The organism is Ruegeria sp. BG11 (assembly GCF_056538565.1).
This window is the reverse complement of the sequence record NZ_JBQFTH010000001.1, coordinates 434257-459353: the sequence shown is the minus strand read 5'-3', so window position 1 is coordinate 459353 and position 25097 is coordinate 434257. Positions and strand designations below refer to the sequence as shown.

At 59.5% G+C, this 25097-nt stretch carries 28 protein-coding genes and 1 tRNA gene; 13 read left to right on the top strand and 16 right to left on the bottom strand.

Annotated elements, in window-relative coordinates:
• Window positions 1–58: 58 nt before the first annotated feature.
• Window positions 59–904, bottom strand: a complete 846-nt coding sequence (locus tag ACR0JF_RS02330) for an AAA family ATPase (protein WP_170466382.1) — start codon at window positions 902–904, stop codon at window positions 59–61.
• Window positions 905–1275: 371 nt separating this feature from the next.
• Between ACR0JF_RS02330 and dksA the strand changes: the two genes are divergently transcribed.
• Together dksA and ACR0JF_RS02320 are read left to right on the top strand one after the other, a co-directional pair.
• The gene (gene dksA, locus ACR0JF_RS02325; protein WP_170374347.1) at window positions 1276–1698 is read left to right on the top strand and encodes an RNA polymerase-binding protein DksA; all 423 of its coding nucleotides are present in this window, start codon (window positions 1276–1278) and stop codon (window positions 1696–1698) included.
• A 71-nt stretch (window positions 1699–1769) separates the two neighbouring features.
• Complete coding sequence (locus ACR0JF_RS02320) at window positions 1770–2921, top strand: FAD-dependent monooxygenase (RefSeq protein ID WP_170659764.1); 1152 nt, start codon at window positions 1770–1772, stop codon at window positions 2919–2921.
• Between the two features lie 2 nt (window positions 2922–2923).
• Here ACR0JF_RS02320 and xth read toward each other — a convergent pair whose 3' ends face one another.
• Window positions 2924–3703 (bottom strand): exodeoxyribonuclease III, encoded by a 780-nt coding sequence (xth, locus tag ACR0JF_RS02315; RefSeq protein WP_170659763.1) that lies wholly within the window; start codon window positions 3701–3703, stop codon window positions 2924–2926.
• A gap of 281 nt (window positions 3704–3984) precedes the next feature.
• Window positions 3985–4308, bottom strand: coding sequence for a HesB/IscA family protein (locus tag ACR0JF_RS02310; protein ID WP_170373953.1), 324 nt, complete (start codon window positions 4306–4308; stop codon window positions 3985–3987).
• Window positions 4309–4384: 76 nt separating this feature from the next.
• Between ACR0JF_RS02310 and ACR0JF_RS02305 the strand changes: the two genes are divergently transcribed.
• Window positions 4385–5527, top strand: coding sequence for a deoxyguanosinetriphosphate triphosphohydrolase (locus ACR0JF_RS02305; protein WP_170659762.1), 1143 nt, complete (start codon window positions 4385–4387; stop codon window positions 5525–5527).
• On the opposite strand, the gene ACR0JF_RS02300 is transcribed toward ACR0JF_RS02305, so the two are convergent.
• Window positions 5528–6073 (bottom strand): molybdopterin-binding protein, encoded by a 546-nt coding sequence (locus ACR0JF_RS02300; RefSeq protein ID WP_170659761.1) that lies wholly within the window; start codon window positions 6071–6073, stop codon window positions 5528–5530.
• A gap of 131 nt (window positions 6074–6204) precedes the next feature.
• On the opposite strand from ACR0JF_RS02300, the gene argS reads away from it, so the two are divergent.
• The 6 genes from argS to ACR0JF_RS02270 all read left to right on the top strand — a co-directional run bounded on the left by argS (window position 6205) and on the right by ACR0JF_RS02270 (window position 11807).
• Complete coding sequence (gene argS, locus ACR0JF_RS02295) at window positions 6205–7950, top strand: arginine--tRNA ligase (protein WP_170659760.1); 1746 nt, start codon at window positions 6205–6207, stop codon at window positions 7948–7950.
• Between the two features lie 87 nt (window positions 7951–8037).
• On the top strand, window positions 8038–9093 hold the full coding sequence (locus tag ACR0JF_RS02290) for an SPOR domain-containing protein (RefSeq protein ID WP_170659759.1): 1056 nt from the start codon (window positions 8038–8040) through the stop codon (window positions 9091–9093).
• Window positions 9090–10097, top strand: a complete 1008-nt coding sequence (nagZ, locus tag ACR0JF_RS02285) for a beta-N-acetylhexosaminidase (protein ID WP_170659758.1) — start codon at window positions 9090–9092, stop codon at window positions 10095–10097. Before ACR0JF_RS02290 ends, nagZ begins: the two co-directional genes overlap by 4 nt.
• Complete coding sequence (locus ACR0JF_RS02280; RefSeq protein ID WP_170483405.1) at window positions 10087–10881, top strand: segregation and condensation protein A; 795 nt, start codon at window positions 10087–10089, stop codon at window positions 10879–10881. Before nagZ ends, ACR0JF_RS02280 begins: the two co-directional genes overlap by 11 nt.
• On the top strand, window positions 10874–11524 hold the full coding sequence (gene scpB, locus ACR0JF_RS02275; RefSeq protein ID WP_170659757.1) for an SMC-Scp complex subunit ScpB: 651 nt from the start codon (window positions 10874–10876) through the stop codon (window positions 11522–11524). Before ACR0JF_RS02280 ends, scpB begins: the two co-directional genes overlap by 8 nt.
• Before the next feature lie 64 nt (window positions 11525–11588).
• Window positions 11589–11807, top strand: a complete 219-nt coding sequence (locus ACR0JF_RS02270) for a hypothetical protein (RefSeq protein WP_170659756.1) — start codon at window positions 11589–11591, stop codon at window positions 11805–11807.
• Here the strand turns inward: ACR0JF_RS02270 and ACR0JF_RS02265 are convergent.
• The 8 genes from ACR0JF_RS02265 to ACR0JF_RS02230 all read right to left on the bottom strand — a co-directional run bounded on the left by ACR0JF_RS02265 (window position 11804) and on the right by ACR0JF_RS02230 (window position 17113).
• On the bottom strand, window positions 11804–12883 hold the full coding sequence (locus tag ACR0JF_RS02265) for a 2'-deoxycytidine 5'-triphosphate deaminase (RefSeq protein ID WP_170659755.1): 1080 nt from the start codon (window positions 12881–12883) through the stop codon (window positions 11804–11806). The two genes, ACR0JF_RS02270 and ACR0JF_RS02265, sit on opposite strands and share 4 nt — an antisense overlap.
• A 61-nt stretch (window positions 12884–12944) precedes the next feature.
• A tRNA-Pro gene (locus ACR0JF_RS02260) sits at window positions 12945–13021 on the bottom strand.
• A 60-nt stretch (window positions 13022–13081) separates the two neighbouring features.
• Entirely contained in the window at window positions 13082–13642 is a 561-nt protein-coding gene (locus ACR0JF_RS02255; RefSeq protein ID WP_170659754.1) for a MerR family transcriptional regulator, read from the bottom strand.
• Between the two features lie 18 nt (window positions 13643–13660).
• Window positions 13661–13963, bottom strand: coding sequence for an integration host factor subunit alpha (gene ihfA / locus ACR0JF_RS02250; RefSeq protein WP_037316145.1), 303 nt, complete (start codon window positions 13961–13963; stop codon window positions 13661–13663).
• A 96-nt stretch (window positions 13964–14059) separates the two neighbouring features.
• Window positions 14060–15031: a beta-ketoacyl-ACP synthase III gene (locus ACR0JF_RS02245; protein WP_170659753.1), complete on the bottom strand. Its 972-nt coding sequence runs from the start codon at window positions 15029–15031 to the stop codon at window positions 14060–14062.
• Window positions 15032–15052: 21 nt separating this feature from the next.
• Entirely contained in the window at window positions 15053–16141 is a 1089-nt protein-coding gene (gene plsX, locus ACR0JF_RS02240; RefSeq protein WP_170548168.1) for a phosphate acyltransferase PlsX, read from the bottom strand.
• Between the two features lie 24 nt (window positions 16142–16165).
• Complete coding sequence (gene rpmF, locus ACR0JF_RS02235; protein ID WP_008756996.1) at window positions 16166–16372, bottom strand: 50S ribosomal protein L32; 207 nt, start codon at window positions 16370–16372, stop codon at window positions 16166–16168.
• A 204-nt stretch (window positions 16373–16576) separates the two neighbouring features.
• The gene (locus ACR0JF_RS02230) at window positions 16577–17113 is read right to left on the bottom strand and encodes a DUF177 domain-containing protein (RefSeq protein ID WP_170659752.1); all 537 of its coding nucleotides are present in this window, start codon (window positions 17111–17113) and stop codon (window positions 16577–16579) included.
• Between the two features lie 84 nt (window positions 17114–17197).
• On the opposite strand from ACR0JF_RS02230, the gene ACR0JF_RS02225 reads away from it, so the two are divergent.
• From ACR0JF_RS02225 to ACR0JF_RS02215, 3 genes are all read left to right on the top strand, one after another.
• A complete protein-coding gene (locus ACR0JF_RS02225; RefSeq protein WP_170641953.1) occupies window positions 17198–17674 on the top strand; it encodes an outer membrane protein assembly factor BamE domain-containing protein in 477 nt (158 codons plus the stop codon).
• Between the two features lie 100 nt (window positions 17675–17774).
• Window positions 17775–18509, top strand: a complete 735-nt coding sequence (locus ACR0JF_RS02220; RefSeq protein ID WP_170659751.1) for a GNAT family N-acyltransferase — start codon at window positions 17775–17777, stop codon at window positions 18507–18509.
• Between the two features lie 68 nt (window positions 18510–18577).
• Window positions 18578–20386 carry an ABC-F family ATP-binding cassette domain-containing protein gene (locus ACR0JF_RS02215; RefSeq protein WP_480668868.1) on the top strand — a complete coding sequence of 603 codons (1809 nt, stop codon included), beginning with the start codon at window positions 18578–18580 and terminating at the stop codon, window positions 20384–20386.
• A gap of 42 nt (window positions 20387–20428) precedes the next feature.
• On the opposite strand, the gene ACR0JF_RS02210 is transcribed toward ACR0JF_RS02215, so the two are convergent.
• Both ACR0JF_RS02210 and ACR0JF_RS02205 read right to left on the bottom strand, forming a co-directional pair.
• Window positions 20429–20983 (bottom strand): sugar O-acetyltransferase, encoded by a 555-nt coding sequence (locus tag ACR0JF_RS02210; RefSeq protein ID WP_170659750.1) that lies wholly within the window; start codon window positions 20981–20983, stop codon window positions 20429–20431.
• Window positions 20984–20993: 10 nt separating this feature from the next.
• Complete coding sequence (locus ACR0JF_RS02205; protein WP_170659749.1) at window positions 20994–21749, bottom strand: 3-hydroxyacyl-CoA dehydrogenase; 756 nt, start codon at window positions 21747–21749, stop codon at window positions 20994–20996.
• A 199-nt stretch (window positions 21750–21948) separates the two neighbouring features.
• On the opposite strand from ACR0JF_RS02205, the gene ACR0JF_RS02200 reads away from it, so the two are divergent.
• Window positions 21949–22689 (top strand): hypothetical protein, encoded by a 741-nt coding sequence (locus ACR0JF_RS02200; protein WP_170659748.1) that lies wholly within the window; start codon window positions 21949–21951, stop codon window positions 22687–22689.
• 100 nt (window positions 22690–22789) lie between these two features.
• On the opposite strand, the gene ACR0JF_RS02195 is transcribed toward ACR0JF_RS02200, so the two are convergent.
• Complete coding sequence (locus tag ACR0JF_RS02195; RefSeq protein WP_170659747.1) at window positions 22790–23551, bottom strand: DNA/RNA non-specific endonuclease; 762 nt, start codon at window positions 23549–23551, stop codon at window positions 22790–22792.
• Window positions 23552–23660: 109 nt separating this feature from the next.
• Window positions 23661–24911 (bottom strand): tyrosine--tRNA ligase, encoded by a 1251-nt coding sequence (tyrS, locus tag ACR0JF_RS02190; protein ID WP_170659746.1) that lies wholly within the window; start codon window positions 24909–24911, stop codon window positions 23661–23663.
• Window positions 24912–25097: the final 186 nt, after the last annotated feature.

Genomic DNA, 25097 nt, shown 5'->3' with positions numbered 1-25097 from the left:
TGGTTTCTAGGATGCTGACACCCGGACCGCCAAGAAGCAAGCCGCGCTCACATCCTGTTCAACGTCGACTGCGTGCCATGAAGGCCAATCGCTCAAACAAATGCACGTCCTGTTCATTTTTCAGCAGCGCGCCGTGCAGTTTGGGCAGCGCATTGGCCCCGTCGCGTTTGAGGTCTTCGGCGCTCAGATCCTCGGCCAGCAGCAGTTTCAGCCAGTCCAGAACCTCGGAGGTTGAGGGTTTCTTTTTCAGGCCCTGAGTGTCGCGAATTTCGTAGAATTGCGTGAGCGCGGTGGTCAGCAGCGCGTCCTTGATACCAGGATGATGGACTTCGACAATGCGGCGCATCGTGGCTTCATCCGGGAAGCGGATATAGTGAAAAAAACAACGGCGCAGGAAGGCGTCGGGCAGCTCTTTTTCGTTGTTTGAAGTGATGATCACGATCGGGCGGTTCTTTGCCTTGATCGTCTCGCCAGTCTCGTAGACGTGGAACTCCATTTTGTCGAGTTCCTGCAGAAGGTCATTGGGAAACTCGATATCCGCCTTGTCGATCTCATCAATCAGCAGAACGACCTTTTCGTCGGCCTCAAACGCCTGCCAGAGCTTGCCCTTGCGGATGTAGTTCGAGACGTCATGCACACGCTCTTCGCCCAGCTGGCTGTCCCGCAACCGGCTGACGGCGTCGTATTCGTAAAGGCCCTGCTGCGCGCGCGTGGTGGATTTCACATTCCACTCGATCATGCGCAAACCCAACGCGCCGGCGACCTGTTTTGCCAATTCGGTCTTGCCAGTGCCGGGTTCCCCTTTGACCAGCAAGGGGCGCTCCAGCGTGACGGCGGCGTTCACGGCGATGGTCAGATCATCGGTGGCGACATATTCGGCTGTGCCTTGAAAACGTGCGGTCATCGGGTCCTCTTGCTGTTTCCGGCGAAACTGTGGTGTCCGGGTTACAGAGCGATGGGGAATTTGACAAGCCGGGCCGCTGCGTCGGTGAATCAAATTTACCAGCGAGTCCAACCGCTTTTGCATGATTCGCAGGCAGGTGTCTTTCTCGAGGGTTGAACAATGCCCTGAAATTGCCTGTCGATTTTCACAGAAAAACAAGGATTTGTTGTTTTAAGTCTCATATTTAGATGAAGGCTCGCGACGGGGCGTTCGTTCTACGTTTGTGTAGTGACATTCCAGTGCCCGTCGGCTAAACGCTGCGCAGAAGGGAGAGCCAAATGTCTGGTGAAGCAACCGTGACCGACGTTACAGGCCATACCGAGGGAGCAAATATGAAGCAGGAAGTTTTTCTGCCGGAGGACTACCGTCCGGCCGAAGATGAGCCTTTCATGAATGATCTGCAGCTTGAGTATTTTCGCCGCAAGCTGCTGGACTGGAAGACAGAACTACTCGCAGGCAGCCGCGACACGATCGAAGGGCTGCAGGACAACACCCGCAACATTCCGGACGTCGCCGACCGCGCCAGTGAGGAAACCGACCGCGCGCTGGAACTGCGCACACGGGATCGTCAGCGCAAACTGGTGGCGAAGATCGACTCGGCCCTGCGCCGGATCGACGAAGGCGAATACGGGTATTGCGAAAAAACAGGCGACCCAATCTCGCTGAAGCGTTTGGATGCGCGCCCGATCGCGACCATGACGCTCGAGGCCCAGGAACGGCATGAACGTCGCGAAAAGGTCCATCGCGACGATTGATCGTCTTGATAAAGTGAATAATTCAAACGCCGGGGCCTGTCGCTCCGGCGTTTTTGCGTTAAGGCAAGGCCATGAAGATCAATGGTTTGAAGTTTTGCGTGGTTGGCGGCGGCATTGGCGGCCTTGCGGCTGCGTTGGCCCTGCGCCAGCGCGGGGCGCAGGTGATCGTGTTAGAGCGGGCCCCAGCGCTGACCGAGGTTGGAGCAGGCCTTCAGATCAGCGCCAACGGGATGTGCGTTCTGCGCGCCTTAGGGGTTGCGGGGGATCAGCCCAAGGCCGCACAATTTTCGCACGGAACTGTTTTGCGCGACTATCGCAAGGGCCGGGTGATCAGTCGTATCCCAGCCCCGGTGGCCGGCCCGACATTTTACTATCACCGCGCCGATTTGCTGGAGGTGTTGCGACTGGCTTCCGAAGAGGCAGGTGTCGACATACGCCTTGGTGCGCGAGTGCAGACGGTTCGCAAACACCCGTCCGAGGCCGAGATTGTGTTGGATAACGGTGAGCGCCTTCGCGCCGAATGTGTCATTGCCGCAGATGGCGGGCGCAGCGCTCTCCGCCCGATCCTGAACGGCCCCGAGGCCCCGGCCTTCACCCACCAGATCGCCTGGCGTGCGACGGTGCCATGGGAGGACAGGGTAGAGAGGCCGCAAGCCTCACTGACTATTGGGCCGGGGCGCCATGTGGTCACCTATCCGCTGCGCGATCAACGCCTGATGAACGTTGTCGCAATTGAAGAACGCTCGGACTGGCAGCAGGAAGGCTGGCGCGTAGAGGGCGATCCCAATGACCTGCGCGCCCGGTTTGCCGATTTTGGAGGGCCGGTTAGGGATATTCTGACAAAGGTCGAAGAAACGCATCTGTGGGCGCTGTTCCTGCGTCCGGTGGCCGAGAGATGGCAGAACGGACGCTTGGTCCTGTTGGGCGATGCCGCCCATCCGACGTTGCCCTTCATGGCGCAAGGGGCCTGTCTGGCTCTTGAGGATGCCTGGGTTCTGGCACGCTCTTTCGACAGCCAATCGGGTGTGAGACAGGCTCTCGCAGCCTACGAAGCCGCGCGCCAGCGTCGCGCGCAACATGTGGTCGCTGCGGCATCTGCTAACGCGCGCAACTTCCATCTGCGGGGTCCTATGCGTCTGGCCGCGCAAGCGGTTCTGGCAGCAATAGGTCCGCGCCTGACGCGGAAATATGACTGGATCTACAACTACGACCCGACCGTCTGATCTCAGATGTCCAGATCGACCCAAACCGGCACGTGGTCCGAGGGTTTTTCGTGCCCGCGCACCTCTTTGTCGATTTGACAGTCTTGCATCAGATCCGCGGCCTGAGGGGTCAGTAGAAAATGGTCGATGCGAATGCCGTCATCCTTGTTCCATGCTCCGGCCTGATAGTCCCAGAAGGAATAGTGGCCCGCACCTTGCACGCGGGCACGGAACGCTTCGGTGAACCCAAGGTTCAGGATCATGCGGAACGCAGCCCGGCTTTCGGGGCGGAACAAGGCGTCCTCGCGCCATTCATCGGGGCGTTTTGCATCTTCTGCTTGGGGAATGATGTTGTAGTCGCCCGCCATTAACGCAGGCTCTTCGCTGGCCAACAGGGCACGGGCGCGATCGTACAGACGCTCCATCCACGCCAGTTTGTAGTCGTATTTTGGCCCGGGCGTTGGGTTTCCGTTCGGTAGATAAAGGCCACAGACCCGCAGCGCCTGCTTGCCGACAACAGTTGCTTCGATCCAACGCGCTTGTTCATCTTCATCGTCACCGGGCAAACCGCGCGTCACATCCTCCAAAGTTAGCTTCGAGAGGATTGCGACTCCGTTGAAGCTCTTCTGACCATGTGTTTCGACATTGTACCCGCGTTCTTCGAAGATTTCTCGGGGGAAGTTCTCGTCGACGGACTTGATTTCCTGCAATAGAACCACGTCCGGCTGGGCTTCATCCAACCAACGTGGCAAGGCTTCGGCCCGCGCTTTTATGCCATTGATGTTGAACGTGGCGATTTTCATGCGCGATCCTCCAAAGCTGTTGGCAACCTATCGCCCAGAATGATCCCATCGGCAAGGTGGTGGATGGGGTTGCGAGGCTCTGTTTCGCGCTCCGAGGTATTCTTGGCCAGATGAAGAAACGGATCCTTAACCAATTTTGTTGTAGCAATGAGATGCGGTACAGGCGGAGGCGCCGATGACCGCGCCAAGTGAAGCTCTCCGGCTTTCAGGTCGGAGAGTGGAACCCTGCTTCATCTGGCTGAAAATACCTTGGGGGTGTGGGGGCAAAGCCCCCACGTGGTTTACATGGAAAACGACGTGCCGCATCCGCAGGAGGACGTGGCGTTGGGGTTTTCGATCACGAACCGCGCGCCGATAAGTTCCTGGGTAAAATCAATGACTGCATTTTCCAAAAAGGGCAGGGAGATCGAGTCTACAATCACCTTTTGGCCTTTGCCTTCCAGCACAAGGTCGTCCTCTTTCGGTTCGTCCAGCGCGATTTCGTATTGAAAACCGGAACATCCGCCGCCTTCAACGGCGACTCGAAGGGCCTGACCCTGATTGGCAGCACCGATTTCAGCAAGGCGCTCAAACGCTCGTTCTGTGACTGTCGGAGGCAGATTCATGCCGGACTCCAAAGGTTTATTTCCCAACCAACGTACAATATATGAAACCTATCGACAGGCGACAAGGACCAGACTTTTGAACAGAGCGGGTTTTGCCTCGGATCCAGGCCGCGCACGGGGGCGGTTGGTGCCTGAGGAGAAAAGCAGTTTCCGGTCATGCTTCCAGCGAGATCGGGATCGCATCATTCATGCCAGCGCGTTCCGGCGGCTTAAACACAAGACGCAAGTTTTTGTCGAACATGAAGGCGATAGCTACCGCACCCGCTTAACGCATTCGATCGAGGTGGCTCAGGTTGCGCGGACAATTGCGGGGGCTTTGGACCTGAACCCGGAACTAACCGAGGCCATCGCGCTTGCGCATGACTTGGGTCACACGCCTTTTGGTCATACGGGTGAGGACGCGCTGCACGCGTTGATGGCGCCCTATGGTGGTTTTGACCACAACGCGCAGGCCATCCGCATCGTCACCAAGCTGGAGCGCCACTATGCCGAGTTCGACGGCTGCAATCTGACTTGGGAATGTCTGGAAGGGATCGCAAAGCACAACGGGCCGGTGACCGGAGAGCTGCCTTGGGCTCTGGCCGAATGCAATGGCGGATTTGATCTTGAATTACACACGCATGCCAGTGCCGAGGCGCAGGTGGCGGCCCTGTCGGACGATATTGCCTATAACAACCACGATCTGTTGGATGGGCTTCGAGCCAACTTGTTCTCTGACGATGAGATCCAGCAACTCCCGATTGTAGGAGAGTGCTATGCGGCAGTTGACCGGGCCTATCCTGGGCTTGATCCGTATCGCCGCCGGCATGAGGCGTTGCGACGGGTTTTTGGTGTCATGGTCTCGGATGTGATTGATACATCGCGAGAGCTTATTGCCGGATCGGGGGCGCAGTCGGTTGAGGATATCAGGCACTATGGCGCTCCGGTCATTCAGTTTTCTGCCGGGCTTTGGGTGCAACTCAAGGAGATACGCGCTTTTCTGTTTGCGCGGATGTATCGCGCGCCCAGTGTAATGGAAGTGCGGGGAAAAGTGGCTCGCGTCGTCGAAGATCTGTTCCCGATCTACCTGAATGATCCCAAGCAGATGCCGACCCGCTGGCATGACGATATCGAAGCGGTGCTGGATGAGACCGCGCTGGCGCGGATCGTGTCAGACTACATTGCGGGCATGACTGATCGGTTTGCGCTGCAGGATCATAAGCGCCTTACTGGCCAGTAACTATTCGATCCCGATATAGGCCAGCGCCCAGACCTGCTGACCGGCTTGTTCCTGCGCCAGATCAGTGTCGTCGATTGGGGGGAAGACGATCATGGTTGGGCCGTAGCCGCCGATGCCCATTGGGCTACCATCCGCATGGGTCGCGACAATAGGGCTGTGGGCCTCAATACTGCTCCAAGGAATTTCGGCCTGATACCCGTCCAGTGCCATGGGTTTGGCGGTTTTTCCCTCAGCTCCGGCCATTGACATCACCGCCGACAGAAGAGGGCCAGAGAACGTGATCTCACGTTTGTTGCCTTCGGGGCCGTAGGGGATCGTGATTTCGGTCTGATCAAGCGCATCCAGCATCGTGGCGTCGAAACCGGCAGCTCCGTTATGCGTGACCTCCAGATACCCAAGCAGACCGCCGTCATTCTCGCCGCGCGCTGGCAGGTTGGTCTCAGAGACCGCGCCGCCCAATGTCAGCAGAACGTGCCCTTTGGGCGCGGGCATCTCGGCCCATAAGGGAGTCGCTAGGGCAAGGACAAGGGGCAGGACTAGGCGCATGGGTCGTCTCCGGTTTTGCAATACTGCCCAAATTAGCTGTGTTCGTGGACAATCCAAGCCCAAACCGATGCCTTCCATTGACCTTGACGCTTTGCGTGGTAAACCGCCGGGCAAGCAAAAGGACATCCGAAATGAACCTGTTTTCCGAGATCCGCGACCTTGTACTGGACGCGTTGGCGCAGATGCAGTCCGAAGGCGCTCTGCCCGAAGGGTTGAGCTTTGACAACGTGGCGGTCGAGCCGCCGCGCGATGCCGCGCATGGCGATATGGCGACCAATGCGGCGATGGTGTTGGCAAAGCCCGCGAAGATGAAGCCGCGCGACATTGCGGACGCTTTGGCGGCCAAGCTGGCCGCCGATGACCGGATCACCAGCGCCGAGGTTGCGGGGCCGGGGTTCCTGAACCTGCGTCTGGCGGCAACGGTTTGGCAGGGTGTTCTTGCGCGCGTGTTGGAGATGGGCACTGACTATGGCCGCTCGACCATGGGGCAGGGGCAGAAGGTCAACGTGGAATATGTCTCGGCCAACCCGACCGGTCCGCTGCATGTGGGTCATACGCGCGGTGCGGTTTTCGGGGACGCTCTGGCGAGCTTGCTGGCCTATTCCGGCCATGACGTGACGCGCGAATACTACATCAACGACGGTGGCGCGCAGGTGGATGTGCTGGCGCGGTCCGCCTACGAACGCTACCGCGAAGCCAATGGTCTGAGCCCCGAGATTGCCGAAGGTCTCTATCCCGGTGACTACCTGATCCCGATCGGTGAGGCGCTGAAAGAGAAATACGGCGACAGCCTGATCGACAAGCCCGAGAGCGAATGGCTGGAAGATCTGCGCAATTTCGCCACCGACGCGATGATGGACCTAATCCGCGCCGACCTGAAGGCGCTGGGCGTCGAGATGGACGTGTTCTTCTCGGAGAAATCCCTCTATGGCACGGGCCGGATTGAAGCCGCTCTGCAGTCGCTGACCGACAAGGGCCTAATCTATGAGGGTGTGTTGGAGCCACCTAAGGGCAAAAAGCCCGAGGATTGGGAGCCGCGCGAGCAGACCCTGTTCAAATCGACCGAACATGGCGATGACGTCGACCGCCCGGTCAAGAAATCGGATGGTGCATGGACCTATTTCGCCCCGGATATCGCCTATCACTATGACAAGGTCAGCCGTGGTTTTGATGCGCTGATCGACGTGTTTGGTGCGGATCATGGTGGCTATGTCAAACGGATGAAGGCCGCCGTTTCGGCGCTGTCCGATGGCAAGGTGCCGCTGGATATCAAGCTGACGCAGTTGGTGAAGCTGTGGAAGAATGGCGAGCCGTTCAAGATGTCCAAGCGGGCGGGGAACTTCGTCACCTTGCGCGACGTTGTCGATCAGGTCGGGCCGGATGTGACCCGTTTCGTGATGCTGACGCGCAAGAACGACGCGCCTCTGGATTTCGATTTCGACAAGGTGCTGGAACAAAGCCGCGAGAACCCCGTGTTCTACGTGCAATACGCCCATGCCCGCGTCATGAGCGTGCTGCGCCGCGCTGCCGAGGCGGGGATTGCTGCCGACGATGCGACCCTCGTGGGCGCGGATCTGGGCAAGATTGACCATACCTCAGAGCTGGCTGTGGCCAAGAAACTGGCCGAATGGCCACGCTTGGTTGAGATCGCGGCCCGCACCAACGAGCCACACCGCGTCGCCTTCTATCTGTATGAATTGGCAGGGGATTTTCACGCTCTGTGGAATAAGGGCAACGAAGAAACTCAGTTGCGTTTCATCCAGGATGGCGATGTTGCCACAAGCCAGTCGAAAATCGCCTTGGCTCGTGCCGTTTCTGTTGTGATTTCAGCAGGCTTGGGTATTCTTGGCGTTACTCCGGCGCAGGAGATGCGGTAACCAATACCGCCCGAACCGCCGGTCTGAGGCAGACAAGAAATGACCCGCGCGCCTTAATTTCAGGCGCAATCGGGCGGTGAGGCGGACATGACGAGTTACGATTACTCGGGGCATCAAAGCCCCGGGCAGATGCATTACCCGAATCAATCCCACGCCGATGATGGGTATGACTACCCAGACGAAATGGCCGACCATACAGCGCCGCGCAGCGGTTTTGGCGTTGGCAAGGCGATGAATGTGCTTGGGGCGGTTGCGTCTTTGGCGCTGGTCGTCGGGATCGGAATCTGGAGCTACAAGCTGGTGATGCGCGATGTCAGCGGCGTACCGGTTGTGCGCGCCGCCGAAGGTCCGATGCGCATTCAGCCCGAAAATCCGGGCGGGCGCCCCGCAGATCATCAGGGTCTGGCCGTGAATGCGGTTGCTGCGGAAGGCTCGGCAGCCGCCCCTGCGGATCGTCTGATCCTGGCTCCTCGTCCGGTCTCGCTGACAGATGAGGACCTGCCCGCCGGTGAATTGAAGCCGACCAAAGCTGTTCATGTCGTCGAAGAGCCTATCTCGAACGAAGAGGCCGCGGCGCTGCGGCAGAACGCAGTGGACGCACTGGTAGCCGAACTCGCGGGCGAGGCGGCTCGTGCCAATGATGAACAAACCGAGGATGGCGTGCAGCTGGCGTCTCTGGTGACGCCCGAGGAAGAGCCTGCGATTGACCCGGCGGATTTCGCCGCAGCCCTGCCAGACCCGGCCATTGCCGAGCTTCCGGGCGTGCGCCGCTCATTGCGCCCACAGACCCGCCCGGCCCGCCGCGCGGTGGTCACCGATACGTCTGAGGCAGCAATCAACGCGGCCGTCAAATCCGCCGTTGGGTTGGATGTAGACCCTGACACGCTGAGCAAAGGCACTCGTCTGGCGCAGCTTGGCGCTTTTGAGAGCGCGGATGTCGCCAAATCCGAATGGGCGCGTCTAAACGGTCAGTTCGGTGAGTATATGGATGGAAAACAGCGCGTTATCCAGAAAACCTCAAGCGGTGGCCGCACCTTCTACCGGTTGCGTGTGCTTGGCTTTGATGACCTGAGCGACTCGCGCCAGTTCTGTGCGGCGTTGGTGGCCCAGGGGGCCGACTGTATCCCGGTGGCCGTCAGGTGACGTTCGGAGCCGCGATTTCTGACGCAGAAGCGCTGCGGCTAACCGATGACGAAAGGGCCCTGTTCCGTGAGATGAATCCGTTTGGGTTCATCCTGTTCGCCCGCAATATCGAAAGCGCCGATCAGGTTCGCGCGCTGTGCGATGATTTTCGCGAGGCTGTAGGGCGGAATTGTCCCATAACGATTGATCAGGAGGGAGGCCGCGTTCAACGTCTGCGCGCCCCTCTGGCGCGCGAATGGATGCCGCCGCTCGATCATGCTGAACGGGCCGGAGAACAGGCCGAACGCGCCATGTACTTGCGCTATCGCCTGATTGCGCATGAGCTGTTTGAGTTGGGGATCGACAGCAACTGCGCCCCGATGGTGGATGTCGCGCGCCCGGAAACCCATGCCTTTTTGCGCAACCGGTGCTACGGCAGTGATGCAGAAAGCATCGCTCAATTGGGGCGCGCCGTGGCACAGGGGCATCTGGATGGCGGAGTTTTGCCCGTAGTCAAGCACATGCCCGGTCACGGTCGGGCCACGCTGGACACACATTTCGACCTGCCGCGCGTCGACCTGCCGCTCGAAGAGCTGACACAAACCGATTTCGCCCCGTTCAAGGCTCTGAACGACCTGCCAATGGCGATGACCGCTCATTTGGTGTTCGAGCAGATCGATCCGACTCCGGCCACGATCTCGGCCCCGATGATGAAGGTCATCCGCGAGGTGATCGGCTTTGGTGGGCTGGTCATGACCGATGACATCACCATGAAGGCGCTCAGCGGGTCTGTGCCCGAGCGCGCTGGACAGGCCTTGCAGGCAGGCTGTGATGTCGTGTTGCACTGCAACGGCAGCTTTGCCGAGCGTCGGGATGTGCTTCAGGCCGCAGGCCAGATGACTGAGGCGGCGCAGGCCCGCGCAGATCGGGCCTTGGCCATGCGCAAAAAGCCCGCCGAACTTGACATCGAGGCCACTGAGGCTGAACTATCTGCCCTAATGGGCGGGCAGGTATATGAACGATAATCTTTTCAGCGAAGATCCGGTTTCGGTCGCCGACCGGCTGGCAGCCGAAGCGCTGATCGTTGACGTTGACGGGTTTGAGGGCCCGTTGGACGTGCTGCTGACCCTATCGCGAACGCAAAAGGTCGACCTGCGGAAAATCTCGGTTCTGGCGCTGGCGCAGCAATATCTGGCTTTTGTCGAAAAAGCGCGCGCGCTGCGGATCGAACTCGCCGCCGACTATCTGGTTATGGCAGCCTGGCTGGCCTTTCTCAAATCCCGCCTCCTGCTGCCGCCTGACCCGGATGATGAGGGGCCATCGGGCGAGGAACTCGCGGCCCACCTGGCGTTTCAGCTTGAGCGACTGCAGGCCATGCGTGACGCGGCCGCTCGGCTCATGGCGCGGGACCAGCTCGGGCGTGATTTCTTCAAGCGCGGGCAAGCCGAGGACGTCACCCGTATTCGCACCGTGACCTATTCCGCCACGCTGTTGGACCTGATGCAGGGCTATGCGCGTATCCGCACCCGCGATGAATTCCGCCCCTTTGTGATGGACCGCGACTCGGTGTTCACGATGGAGCAGGCGCTGGAGCGAATGCGCCCGCTGATCGGGTTTGCCGGTGCCTGGACCGATATGGAGACCTATTTGCCCGACGGATGGGACGGTGATCCGGTGCGGCGACGCTCGGCTACGGCGGCGACTTTTGCGGCCTCGCTGGAGCTGGTGAAGGAAGGACATATGGAGATCAAGCAAAGCGACACCTTTGCCCCGATCCATCTGCGCAAGAGGACCGAGACCCGTGACTGACGCCCCCGAAGAAACCGGCACCCTGTTCGAAGCGCCCCCTTTGGCCGAGCAGGAGCGGATGGTCGAGGCGGTGCTGTTTGCCAGCGCCACGCCGGTGACAAATGCCGATCTTGAGGCGCGGATGCCGCATGGTAGCAATGCGGCGCAAGCCGTTGAGTTGCTTCAGAAACGTTACGAGGGCCGCGGTATACGCGTGGTCAAGGTTGGTGAGGCTTGGGCAATCCGAACCGCCCCGGATCTGGGCTTTCTGATGCAGAAGGAAACGGTTGAAACCCGTAAGCTGAGCCGTGCGGCGATCGAAACGCTGGCCATCGTGGCCTATCACCAGCCCTGCACGCGGGCTGAGATCGAAGAGATTCGCGGTGTCTCCGTCTCGCGCGGGACGATCGACCAACTGCTGGAAATGGAGTGGATAAGGCTGGGCCGTCGCCGTATGACGCCGGGCCGCCCGGTGACCTTTGTCGTCACACCCGAGTTTCTGGATCATTTCGGGTTGGAGAACGCCCGTGACCTGCCGGGCCTCAAGGAATTGCGCGCCGCTGGCTTGTTGGAAAATCGCCCACCGCCGGGTGCAATCCCGCTGGGTGAAGGGCGCGAGGACGAAGTTGACGAAAATCAGACCGAACTCTTCGAAGAAGAGTGATCAGACAGCCCTTTTGTCGCCGCATAGATACCCTATGTTTAGGTGCAGGAAACGGAGTTGAGCAATGAATGCAAATCGGATCATCGACATGATCGTCCGCCAGGTCACGCGCCGACTTGTCAACAAAGGGATCGTAAAGGGGTTTGATGTGGCCAGCCGTATGGGCGGTTCGTCGGATGCGGACAATAGCCAATCAAAAGGGCAACCTGGGCCGGGCCAGTCGCAGAACATCAAACAGGCCAAGCAGATGACCCGTCAGATGCGCCGGTTCATGCGGTTTTAGGTAGCCGACTTGAAGTGTTTGGACAGTTTCAACCCCTGTCCCTGATAGTTCGAGGCAATGCCCGCGCCATATAGCTGCGTGGGCATTTCGGACATTTTCTCATAGACCAAGCGCCCGACGACCTGACCGTGTTCCAGAACGAATGGGGCCTCGTGGCAGCGGACCTCAAGCACACCGCGCGATCCGGCACCACCTGCGGCCGCATGCCCAAAGCCGGGGTCGAAGAAGCCCGCATAGTGAACACGGAACTCACCGACCATGGCCAGATAGGGGGCCATTTCAGCCGCGTACATTGGTGGTATATGCACCGCCTCGCGACTGACGAGGATATAGAACGCGCCGGGGTCGAGGATGATGCAGCCATCACTCGTGCGCACCTCTTCCCAATAGTCTTGTGGGTCGTATGCGCCGATCCGGTCTAGATCAATCACGCCGGTATGCGGCTTTGCGCGATAGCCGACCAAATCAGTATCAGGCAATTGCAGGTCGACCGAAAAGCCCAATCCGTCCTGAATGACGGCAGGTCCATCGACCAGCGGGGATTCGGTGTGTAGAGCGGTCAATTCGGCGTCGGTCAGAACGGCTTGACCCTGACGGAAGCGAATCTGGTTCAGCCGCATGCCGGGCCGTACAAGAACTGAGAAGGACCGTGGACAGATCTCAGCATAGAGTGGACCGGTATAGCCTGCAGGCACCCGGTCGAACTCGGTGCCGCCATCGGTGATAGTGCGGGTTAGTAGGTCCAGCCGCCCGGTTGAGCTTTTGGCATTCGCCACCGCGCTGGTCTCGGCTGGCAGGGCGAGTGATTCCATCAACGGCACGAGATAGACGCAGCCTTTCTCGAGCACGGCCCCGTCGGTGATGTCGATCTGGTGCATCTCAAACTCGGCCAGACGGTCGGCGACCGATCGCCCTTCACCCGCAAGGAACGAGGCTCGGACGCGGTAAGCCACTGTTCCCAAACGCAGATCAAGGCTGGCGGGTTGCACCTGCGCCGGGATCACATCCGGGCTGGCACTGATCTCACCGCGTGTGATCATCGCTTCGATCTGCTGGTTTGGGCATACACCTGTCATTTCGATCCCCCCTGATGCCAGAGCGGGATCTGGCCTGTCTGCCATAAACGTCGGTGTGATTTGGTCGGGCTAGCAGGACTCGAACCTGCGACCTTCCGTCCCCCAGACGGACGCGCTACCAGGCTGCGCCATAGCCCGACGTTGGAGTGTTCATAACGGTTTTCCCGGCAGGGGCAAGAGGAAAACATTGCCTTTTTTCTATCCTGCCGCCCGTGTTTCCACCCGGTTCAACCATGCGCGCAAATCCTTTGCCAGGGGCGCGATACGGCTGAGCAGTTCATCGTCGAATTCAGACCGATTCCATGCCAGTGAAGCGATGCCTCCAACCAAAGGCGCAGCGTCCAGCTCGGCTGGTTCTTCGCTTTCCTCTGGTGCCTCAGCCACTTGCGGTGCGTCGAGGTCCATCGGGATTTGTTCGGTCTGCGGGGCAGGTTTGGCGGAAAAGGGAACAACGGTGCTGTCCGTTTCCTCGACCGCAGGCTCATCCAGAGACGGTGAGAGCGCGGCGACATGGGCAACGCCCTGTTCGCGCAAAATCCGCTGTACGCCCTTGATGGTGATCCCATCCTCGTGCAGCAGCTTTTTGATACCGCCCAGCAGACGCATATCATTAGGGCGGTAGTACCGGCGCCCTCCAGCCCGTTTCACGGGCTTGACCTGGGTAAACCGGCTTTCCCAAAAGCGCAGGACATGGGCCTGTACTCCGAGCCAATCCGCAACTTCACTTATGGTGCGAAAAGCGTCGGGAGATTTACTCATGTCCGCGAGGTCCTAGGATTACTTGCGATTCCCGGCGGCGACGCGATCCTTCATCAGGTGCGACGGACGGAAAGTCAGCACGCGGCGGGGTTGAATGGGAACCTCTTCGCCGGTTTTGGGGTTGCGACCGATACGAGCGGTTTTGTCCCGAACGCTGAACGTGCCGAATGAGGAAATCTTCACCTGCTCACCGCGCACCAGCGCGTCGGACATGTGGTTCAGAACGCTTTCCACCAGCTGCGCGCTTTCGTTGCGTGATAGGCCAACTTCACGAAAGACGGCTTCGCTGAGATCCATTCGGGTCAGTGTTTTGTCGCTCATACCTTTTCCCCTGTTGCTGTCAAAGCATAAGGCTGGGGCAAATTCACTGTCAATATCAATGAATTGCAGGTGGGGGTGTAAGCTGAATTGCGCCGGTTACCAGCGCAGAACAACCGCGCCCCAAGCCAGCCCGCCGCCGATGGCTTCGGTTACGATCAGATCGCCTTGCTTGATTTGCCCGCGCTGTTTGCCAACAGACAGGGCCAGAGGGATCGACGCGGCCGAGGTGTTGCCGTGATCCTGTACGGTGACCACGACATTCTCCATCGGCAGGCCCATCTTCTTGGCTGTGCCTTGAATGATGCGGATATTGGCCTGATGCGGCACGATCCAGTCCACGTCCGAGGCTGCCAGTCCGGCGCGATCCAGTGCTGTATTTGCGGTTTTAGCAAGTTTTTCAACGGCATGGCGGAAGACTTGATTGCCCTGCATGCGCAGGTAACCGGTGGATTGGGTGGACACGCCCCCATCCACGTACAGTAAATCCTGATACCGCCCGTCCGAGTTCAGGTCGGTTGCCAGAATGCCACGGTCGTCCGAGGTGCCGGCGCTGTCCTGTTCCTCAAGGATCAACGCACCCGCACCGTCGCCGAACAACACGCAGGTCGAGCGGTCAGTCCAGTCCATGATTCGGGAGAATGTCTCGGCCCCGATGACCAGAACGCGTTTGGCCTGACCAGAGAGGATCAGCGCGTTTGCATTGCTCAGCGCGAAAACGAATCCGGCGCAGACGGCCTGCACATCAAAGGCAAAGCCGCGCGTCATGCCAAGGCGGGCCTGAACCATCGTCGCTGCCGACGGAAAGGTCAGATCAGCGGTCGAGGTCGCAAGGACGATGGCGTCAATGTCGTCCGCCTCTAACCCCGCGTCTGCAAGGGCGGCTTTTGCGGCATTGGTCGCCAGATCCGAGGTGGTTTCGCCTTCGGCAGCAAAGTGGCGGCGTTCGATGCCCGACCGGGTTCGGATCCATTCATCCGTTGTATCCAAAGTCTGTTCAAACTCGGAATTCGGGACAACACGTTCGGGCAAATAATGTCCGACACCTACAACGACTGAACGGCCTGCCATGTTTGAGGTACTGCCTTTTTGTTATTTTTCCGCCTGCGGCGCGGCATGCGCGGCATCTTGTGCAAGCTGGGCCGTTGATGCAACCCGTGCTGCCAATTTTTCGGCAAAACCTGATTGGGCCAGCGTAAAGGCCAGCTTGACTGCGGCTGACACTCCGGTCGCGTCTGCGCCGCCGTGGGATTTCACCACAGTTCCGTTCAGCCCCAGGAAAACCCCGCCGTTCACGCGGCGCGGATCGATGCGCTTTTTCAGACGATTCAGCGACGTGATCGCCAGCACCGACGCAAGCCGCGAGAGGGGGGTGTATTTGAAGGCTTCGCGCAGAAGATCGCCGATCAGGCTGGCTGTGCCTTCGCCGGTCTTGATCGCGACATTGCCAGTAAACCCATCGGTCACAATGACATCTGCCTTGTCGCCGGGAATATCGCTGCCTTCGACAAAGCCCACGAAATCGAAATTCGCGGATTCGGCGAAGTCGGTGATCATGGCATGCGCTTCTTTCAGCTCTGCCCGACCTTTGTGTTCCTCGGTGCCGACATTCAGAAGCCCGATCCGAGGGCGCTGCAGCGCCATGCCGTTGCGCGCGTAAGAGGCGCCCATCAGCGCATATTGCAGCAGATCCTTGGCGTCGGCGCGCACATCGGCGCCGACATCCAGCATCACGTTGAACCCCTGAGGGTTGCGCGAGGGCCACAAAATCGCAATCGCCGGGCGGCTAACACCCGGCAGTTTGCGCAGACGCATCATCGACAGCGCCATCAGCGCGCCGGTGTTGCCACAGGATACCGCGCCATGGGCATCACCCTGACGTACGGCCTCAAGCGTTGACCACATCGAGGTCTGCTTGCCGTTGCGCACAACCTGGCTAGGCTTGTCCTCCATCGTGACGACGTCGGGACAATCACGAAAATCGACGCGCCCATCCAGGACGCGCCGTTTAGCTACGAGCTTGCGCAGCTTGTCTTCCGGACCGTGCAGCAGAAACCCGATATCGGGGTTCTTCTTCGCCGATTGCGCCAAACCTGCAACAACAGCTACGGGACCATCGTCCCCCCCCATAGCATCAACGGAAATGATGATCCGTCCGGCGTGCGTGGGTTGTTCCGTCATGCGAAGGCTTGCGCTCGATCAGGCTTAGGCTGCGTCTTCGTCCAGGTCGATTTCGTCGGCCTGAGCGACGACTTCACGGTCGTCATAGTGGCCGCAGGATGCGCAAACGTGGTGCGGGCGCTTCAGCTCGCCGCAGTTCGGGCATTCGTTCGGGTTTGCAGCAACCAGAGCGTCGTGTGCGCGGCGGTTGTTGCGACGCGACTTGGAAACTTTGTTCTGTTGGACGGCCATGGTCTCAACCTTTGTCTACTGAGGGTCAGCAGAATCGCCGCCGACCGGGTTTCATATTTCGTTTATCGTGGTTTGACGCGCGTTTAGGGTACATGCCCCACGTTGTCCAACCCTAAATCCGATGAGCGCGCGAAAATACTGCGATTCTCGACATGTTCAAGCGATTTTTCTGACCGCTTGCTATGACAGGAAATCTCTGCCCTGTCACTCGTCTTTTTTCAGCGCATCGCGCAAACCTGCCAGTCCGGCGAAGGGTTTGGCATCTTCGTCCGTCATCGCCTGTTTGCCCGGCTCTGTATAGTCGGCCTGCTCCAGTTCCGCACCCTCCTTGCGAGGATAGAGGGGGAGGGCCAGCGACACCGCCTCGATCATCACCTGGGCCGGGTCAATTTCGGCGCCCAGGGCCTCGGTTTCGTCACCTTCGGGGATTTCGAACTCTTCATCCTCGGGGTCTGCCCATTCGGCCAGAAAGGTACGAGTGACGGGGACGTCGATACGTGTGGTCACCGGTTCCAGTGTCACGACGCAGGGTTGTACGACTGTTGCGCCCAGTTTGGCAGTTAGGACCCAGTCCTTCTTTCCTTCGGCCTCAACTTGGCCGACAAAGCTGAGCTTGCGAAGGCCCAGCAGGTCAAGCTCGGCTTTGATGTCATCCAGTTCCGTCGCGTTTGGGCGCAATTCGAAGGATGTGGGCGTGTTTTGGGGCAGGTCGGCCACCCGCAGAGATGTCGTGTTGCTCATTCGTGACCCTTTCCTGTGTTGAACCGGGGCATCGGTTTCTGTAAGCGGATAGGGGCCGTTACGGATCAAGGCAAGAGGGTGTATATGGTGATGGGTGTAAACAAGGTGAAACGAGCAGCGAAATCGCTCGTCTTTATTGCCTGTCTGGCTGCGATTGCGGCCTGTACGCCAACCTTCAAGAATCACGGCTATATTCCGCCTGCCGAAGATCTGGCCGAGATCAAAGTGGGTGTCGATACCCGCGACACCGTGGCCGAAGCCATCGGCGCGCCCGGCATTTCCGGCGTTGTGCAAGATTCGGGCTATTACTACGTCGCCTCCCGCGTGCGCTTCTATGGCCCCAAACGGCCCGAGGTCGTCTCGCGCGAGTTGGTTGCCATCAGCTTTGACCAGCGCGGCGTCGTCCGCAATATCGAGAGGTTCGGTCTGGAGGACGGAGTCGTCGTGACCCTTGAACGGCGCGTGACCGAATCCAGTATCCAGAACAACGGCTTCCTGCGTCAGCTGCTTGGTAACATCGGCAACTTCAACCCAGCTAACATTCCGGGCGCCACCAACTAAGTCACAGGACTGTCGTGTCGTCTTCACAAGGCGGTCACATCTGCCGTGATAGCAGAGCCATAAGGTTGAAATCCGGTCGGCAAGGGCGGAGGATGCGGTCATGGCTGTTTTGTTGAGCAAAGGGCGCTTTCGGGCGCGTCTGGCGCAGAGTGACGAAGATCTGGCGGCGGCGCAGGCGCTCCGAACGCGGGCGTTTGGCACCGGCGCATTGGATGCTGACGCGTTCGATCCGGTTTGCGCCCATGTTCTGGTCGAAGACCTGCAGGACGAGGGCGCTCTGGTCTGTTGTTTCCGTATGCTGACCATTGATAGCGGGGCTGAGATCGGGCGCAGCTACTCGGCGCAGTTTTACGATCTATCCAGCCTCAAGGGGTTCTCGGGCCGTATGGTCGAGATGGGGCGGTTCTGTATCCACCCCGACTGGACAGACCCGGACATCCTACGTGTGGCGTGGGGTGCGATGACGGCCTATGTGGACCAGAACGGGATCGAGATGCTGTTTGGATGTTCCTCATTCGCAGGGACCGAGACGGCCGAGTATCTGGACGCGTTCGCGATGCTCAAACACCGTCATTTGGCCCCGAAACGCTGGCTGCCGCGGGTGAAAGCGCCGGATGTGTTTCGGTTTGCGTCCAAGCTGCGTCGCAGGCCGGACGTCAAGAAAGCGATGCTGCGAATGCCGCCATTGCTGCGCACCTATCTGATGATGGGCGGCTGGGTTAGCGATCATGCGGTGGTGGATCGGCATATGAACACGTTGCACGTTTTCACCGGGTTGGAGATTGGGGCGATTCCCCCGGCCCGCAAACGGTTGCTGCGGGCTGTCGCCGGGTAATTCCGGATTTTCGACGAGAAGAAGGTGTGGGCGTTGACGCGCCAGCCCTGCCGGTTTAGCTGGCGGGCATGGCGAGAATTCCTTTGTTGCAGATGTCCGGCATTTCCCTGACCTTCGGGGGTGATCCAGTGTTTTCCGGTTTGGATCTGGTGGTCCAGCCGGGTGATCGAGTAGCGCTTGTGGGGCGCAACGGCTCGGGTAAATCCACCTTGATGAAAGTGATGGCGGGGTTGGTTGAGGCCGATCAGGGCGAGATCGTTGTGCCGCCCGGAAAATCCGTTGGGTATATGGAGCAGGACCCGGGTATGGAGGGGTTCGCGACGCTGGGCGATTATGCCTCAAGCGGGTTGGAGCCGGGCGAGCTGTACAAGGTCGAACGCGCCGGTGAGGGCTTGAAATTCGACCCATCGCGCCCCGTTGAGACTGCCTCGGGCGGGGAAAGGCGGCGCGCGGCCTTGGCCAAACTGATGGCCGAAGCGCCGGATCTGATGCTGCTGGACGAGCCGACCAACCATCTGGATATTGAAGCCATCGCTTGGCTGGAGCGCGAATTGGGCGCTACTCGGGCCGCCTATGTGCTGATCTCGCACGACCGCGCGTTCCTGCGGGCGTTGACCCGCGCAACCCTGTGGATTGATCGCGGCATGGTGCGACGGCAGGAGCAGGGCTTCGAGGCATTCGAGACTTGGCGCGACAAGGTCTGGGAAGAGGAAGATCAGCAGCGTCACAAGCTGAACCGCCTGATCAAGTCCGAGGCGAAATGGGCGGTCGAAGGGATCAGCGCACGACGTAAGCGCAACCAAGGGCGGGTGCGCGCGTTGCAGATCCTGAGGGCCGAAAAAGCGGCGCAGATCAAACGTCAGGGCTCGGCGGCGATGTCGCTTGAGGCGGGGCCGAAATCCGGTCGCAAGGTGATCGAGGCCAAAGCTCTGTCGAAAGCCTATGGCGACAAGCAGATCGTGCGCGGCTTTCATCTGTTGGCGCAGCGCGGCGATCGGGTTGCCTTTGTTGGGCCGAACGGGGTGGGCAAAACCACTCTGTTGAAGATGCTGCTGGAGCAGGAAGCTCCGGATGAAGGCACCGTGACGCTGGGCACCAATCTGGAGATCGCGGTGTTTGACCAAACCCGCGCGCAGTTGGACCCTGAGATGAGCCTGTGGGACAGTCTGACCGGAGACCCCGAGATGCGGGTGTCGGGAAAGGCCGATCAGGTCATGGCTGGCGGGCAGCCCAAGCATGTTGTGGGTTACCTCAAAGAGTTTCTGTTCGATGAACGCCAGGCAAGAGCGGCTGTTAAGTCCCTGTCCGGTGGGGAAAAAGCGCGTTTGCTGCTAGCGAAGCTGATGGCGAAGCCGTCGAACCTGCTGGTGCTGGACGAACCGACCAACGATCTGGATGTGGAAACTCTGGACCTGCTGCAAGAGCTGTTGGACGACTATGACGGCACGGTTCTGCTGGTCAGCCACGACCGCGACTTTCTGGACCGTGTCGCCACCACAACCATCGCGATGGAGGGCAATGGCCGCGCGACCGTCTATGCGGGCGGGTGGTCGGACTACATCGCTCAGCGGGGTGATCTTGCCCCTAAGAAAGAAGAGAAAACAAAATCTTCCAAGCCAAAGGTGAAGCAAGAGGCCAAGCCGAAACTAGGCCTGTCCTTCTCGGAGAAGCACCGGCTGGAGAAGCTCCCGGCCGAGATTGCGCGGCTGGAGGCCGAGATTGCCAAGCTGGAAGAGCTGATGGCAGACCCCGACCTGTTCACGCGCGAGCCGGTCAAGTTCCAGAAAGCCACCGAGGCGCTGGTCGAACGGCAGGAGAAACTGTCGGTCGCTGAGGAAGAGTGGCTGATGCTGGAGGAAAAGGCCGAAGGCGGGTAGTAAAAGACCCGAAACTCGTTTCCTCAGAATTTCAAGGTCGTCTTATGCGCTTCCCCGGATTGGGCGTGCTGGGTTGCCAACGACCGTTCCATCGGGTGCGACAGATTTGGTCACGACACTGCCCGCGCCTACAATGGCCCGGTCGCCGATTGAGACACCAGGCAGGATTATAGCGCCGCCGCCAATCCAAACATTCTCTCCAATCGTGACCGGATGCGCGACTTCAAGACCGTCTGCGCGCAGGGCGGGGTCCTTGGCGTGTTCAGCGCAGTAGATCTGGACGCTAGGTCCGAGCATTGTGTCGCTGCCGATCCTGACAGGCGCGGTATCCAATACGGTACAGCCCGCATTAAAATAGACACGATCGCCCAGAGATAGGTTGAATCCATAGGCGCAATGAAACGGGGCTTCGATGAAGCACATATGCCCAGTTTCGGCGAAAAGCGCGTGCAGCTCGGGCGCGATGGGGCCGCGATCATCCGGTTGGCATGTGTTGTGGGCGTAAACGGCGCGACGGGCTGTCTGGCGCAAGTCTTCCAGTTCCGGATCGAGGCAGGTGTACCACGCACCCGCCGCCATTTTCTGCCGTTCGCTCATGTTCTTAGGGTTAGCGCATCCTTAGGGCGCCGTCGATGCGGATGACCTCTCCGTTCAGATAGCCCATCTCAACGATGAAACCGGCGAGGCGTCCGTATTCCTTTGGATCCCCCAAACGGGGCGGGTTCGGGACGTCGGCGGCTAATTGCGCCTGCACCTCTTCCGGCAGACCGGCCAGCATCGGCGTCATGAAAATACCGGGCGCGATGGTCATCACCCGGATACCGGTTGAGGCCAAATCGCGTGCCATAGGTAGGGTCATACCAACCACGCCGCCTTTTGAAGCCGCATACGCCGCTTGACCCTTTTGCCCGTCGAATGCCGCGATTGACGCGGTGTTGATGATAACACCACGGGCCCCGTCCGCGTCTGGCTCATTCAGGGCCATTTGGGCTGCGGCAAGACGGGCCACGTTAAAACTGCCCACCAGGTTGATGTCGATTGTGCGCTGGAAAGCGTCCAAAGGGTGCGGGCCGTCGCGCCCGACGGTTTTGATACCGTCCGCAATACCGGCGCAATTCACGGCAGCGGTGATCTTGCCCATTTTGTCCGAGGCCAGCTCGACCGCTGCTGCGACCGAGGCTTCTTGGGTTACGTCGGTCTCAGTGAAATGCCCTCCGATCTCGGCGGCGACCTTCGCGCCTCGCTCGGCATCGCGATCCAGCAGCGTGACCTGAGCGCCCTGCGCGGCAAAGTGCCGGGCGGTGGCTTCGCCCAAACCGGACGCGCCGCCGGTGATGATGGCTGCGGTGTCGGACAGGTTCATGATGGGCCTCCTCGCGGGTTAATGAACATACGTTCAATAAACAGTTTAGCCGCGTCCTGTCTATAGGTTTGGCTTTGGACCCCGCGTTTGGTTCTGAAGAATTCCTCAGAAACCCTTCAGATCGGCTTCACGGAAGATCGCCAATTCGTGAATGAACAACCTGACGCGGTCGGGTGTTTTTTCGTCAGGAGGTGCTGAAATGTTAAAGAGTACAAAGCAAAAACTTGGCGCGCTTGCGATTGCGCCGTTTGTCGGGGTGTTCATGGTCGGAAGCGCAGCAGCCGCGCCGGAAACTTGCAACTGGAAAACAGCGCGTGATCTCGCCAATGCCGGAGATTATGCGGGTTTGTGTGATTGCGTGCAGGTTACGCCGAGCTTTCTGGAGCGTCTGCAGAGGCGGGCCGATTTCGAAGCCACCCTCAGCGTTACAGGTGCGCAATGTCCGGGATTGGCCACGTTGCTGACCGATTTGCCCACGGCGAGTGTGCAGGCCACTTCGAACCAAGGCGAAGACAGGTCTTCCAACGGTCCGGGCAACATCGGCGGAGGCGGTCCGGCGGGTGATGGTGGCCCAGGCGGCAATGACGGCCCCGGTGATGGGGGCGATGGTCCGGGTAACGGTGGCGATGGCCCCGGCAACGGTGGCGGCGGTGACGGCCCCGGCAACGGTGGCAATGGCGGCAACAACGGCGGTCCCGGCAACGGTAATGGAAATGGTGGAAACCCCGGAAACGGTGGCGGCAACAACGGAGGTTCAGGGCCGGGCACCGGTAACGGTGGTGGTAATAATGGTCAGGGCGGCGGCTCCGGAAACGGCGGCGGCGGCAACGGAAATGGTGGAAACAGCGGAGGCGGCAAAGGCGGTGATGGAAAAGGCGGCGGTACAGGCGGCGACGGCAAAGGCGGCGGCAAGAACGGCGGAGGAAAGGGCAAGAAGTAGCCCATCGTGACGCAGCCCCTGAGCCTTTTGTAGGTCGCCACATCCGGCGACCTACACCAGCATATCAAACTCCGGATACAGCTAGCGCCATCTCGGTAATTTACAGCGCCAGCGGGTAGGTGACCGGTTTAGCGCCAGTCGCTTTAGGCATCTTCTTTGCTGCCGATGCCGGTAATTTCGACTTTGCGATCCGCTCGCTAGGTTTGCCGTCTTTGAAAAAGCTGTCTACCCGCCAGCTTGCTTTCAGGGTTCTCGGCAGCTTGCTCAACATGCGCGAGGTTTCCTTCGACGCACTGCTCCACCAGGGTTTCATGCCGCCGCTGCACTTCGCATGAAACCGGACGCGGACCCGATAGCCCGAGGCTTTCTCTTCTTTTCTGAAGTCCTGCAAGCTCTTGATCAGTTTGGATTCAAAGGCGCTGTAGTAGGTCGAATTTGAGCTGGCAGACATGGGCGTCAGATTGACATTGGTGCCGGGCCCGCCAAGTTTTTCGCTCAGGATGTGGCCTTTGATGTATGTCTGTGCCTGCAGTTCCGAGTAGTCGGACAGCATCTGAATTTCTGTCAGCGCCAGAAGCTCCAAAATCTTGTCGACCGAATTTGCCTTGGCAAGCTTTTGGAGCGTCGACTTACTGGACAGAGCCTTTTGCACCGCAGCCAGATCAATCAGGTCCTTTACATCCCAGCGCGAGTTGAACCGCTCGACAATCGCGCAATGGCCGGTAGCCGGAGAGCTTCCCTTTTGCTTCAAGCTGTCGGTTGTCAGGATGCAGGTGACTTCGTCTGCGCCGGTTGAGAATTTTTCGCCTTCAAATACAACGTCGGCGCGGCGGGAAGAAGTGAATTTGTTTGCAACTACCATGTTCAAATCATACTAAAACGCTTCAATAGTCAGCAGTTTAGCATAGATTTGGGCTTCAACGAAATAAGGCGCTACGGGCGCAGGTGTTTGCTCTCGAAAACGAGAAAGATCACCCCAGCTGAACCAGAGCGTGGCGTTTCTTGCCTGCGCTCAGTTTGATCGGAGAGGACAGTGCGCCTGCGTCAATCATCAGGCCTGCATCCGTCAGCGGCGCGTCGTCCAGCTTGGCTCCGTTTTCCGAGATCAGACGCTTGGCCTCTTTCCCGGACTTGGCCAGACCGGATTTCACGATCAACTGCACGATCGACATGCCATCGCCCAGCTCATCCGCGCTGAGCGTGAGGGTCGGAAGGTCTCCGCCAACTCCGCCTTTTTCGAACACCTCGCGCGCGGTGGCCTCGGCTGTGGCAGCGGCTTCGGCACCATGCAGAAGGGTCGTGACCTCATTGGCGAGGCGGATTTTGGCTTCGTTGATCTCGGACCCCTGCAACGCGCCCATGCGGTCGCACTCATCGACCGGAAGCTCGGTGAAAATCTTCAGGAAACGACCTACGTCAGCGTCGGTGGTGTTGCGCCAGAACTGCCAGAACTCATAAGGCGACAGCATATCGCCGTTCAGCCAGATCGCGCCGCCTTGCGATTTGCCCATCTTGCGGCCGTCGCTGGTGGTCAACAAAGGCGTCGTCAGGCCATAGATTTCCTGATCCAATACGCGGCGGGTCAGGTCGATACCGTTGACGATATTGCCCCACTGGTCCGACCCGCCCATTTGCAGAACGCAGCCATAGCGGCGGTTTAGCTCAAGGAAGTCATAGGCCTGCAGGATCATGTAGTTGAATTCCAGGAAGCTCAGCGATTGTTCGCGGTCCAGCCGGGATTTCACGGACTCAAAGGACAGCATTCGGTTGACCGAGAAATGCCGCCCGATATCGCGCAGGAAATCGAGGTAGTTCAGGCTGTCGAGCCATTCCGCATTGTTCAGCATCAACGCGCCGGTGTTGCTGTCGTCATAGGACAGGTACTTGGCGAAGACCTTCTGCATCCCGGCGATGTTGGCGTCGATCTGTTCGGGCCCCAGCAGGGGGCGCTCGTCCGAGCGGAACGAGGGGTCGCCTACCTTGGTGGTGCCGCCGCCCATCAGGGTAATCGGCTTGTGGCCGGTCTTTTGCAACCAACGCAACACCATGATGTTCATCAGGTGCCCCACATGCAATGACTGCGCAGTGGCGTCATAGCCGATATAAGCCGTCTGAACCCCGTCGATCAGCGCGTCGTCAAGGCCTTGATAATCGGTGCAGTCGGCGAGAAAGCCGCGCTCGATCATCGTGGCGATGAAATCCGATTTGGGGTGGTAGGTCATATCGTGCCCTCGGGGTTACTGTTGCGGGGCACTGTATAGGCGGCGGCGTGGGGAAGGGGAAGGTGCCTTTTGCGCTGAAAAACACCTAGGGTCAGCGTCGCATACATGGCGCGCGGGGCAGAATTCTTTGCAGCTTGGGCGCAAGGCGCTTGCCTTGTCTGCCATAGGCGGGGCAGGTTGGCGCCG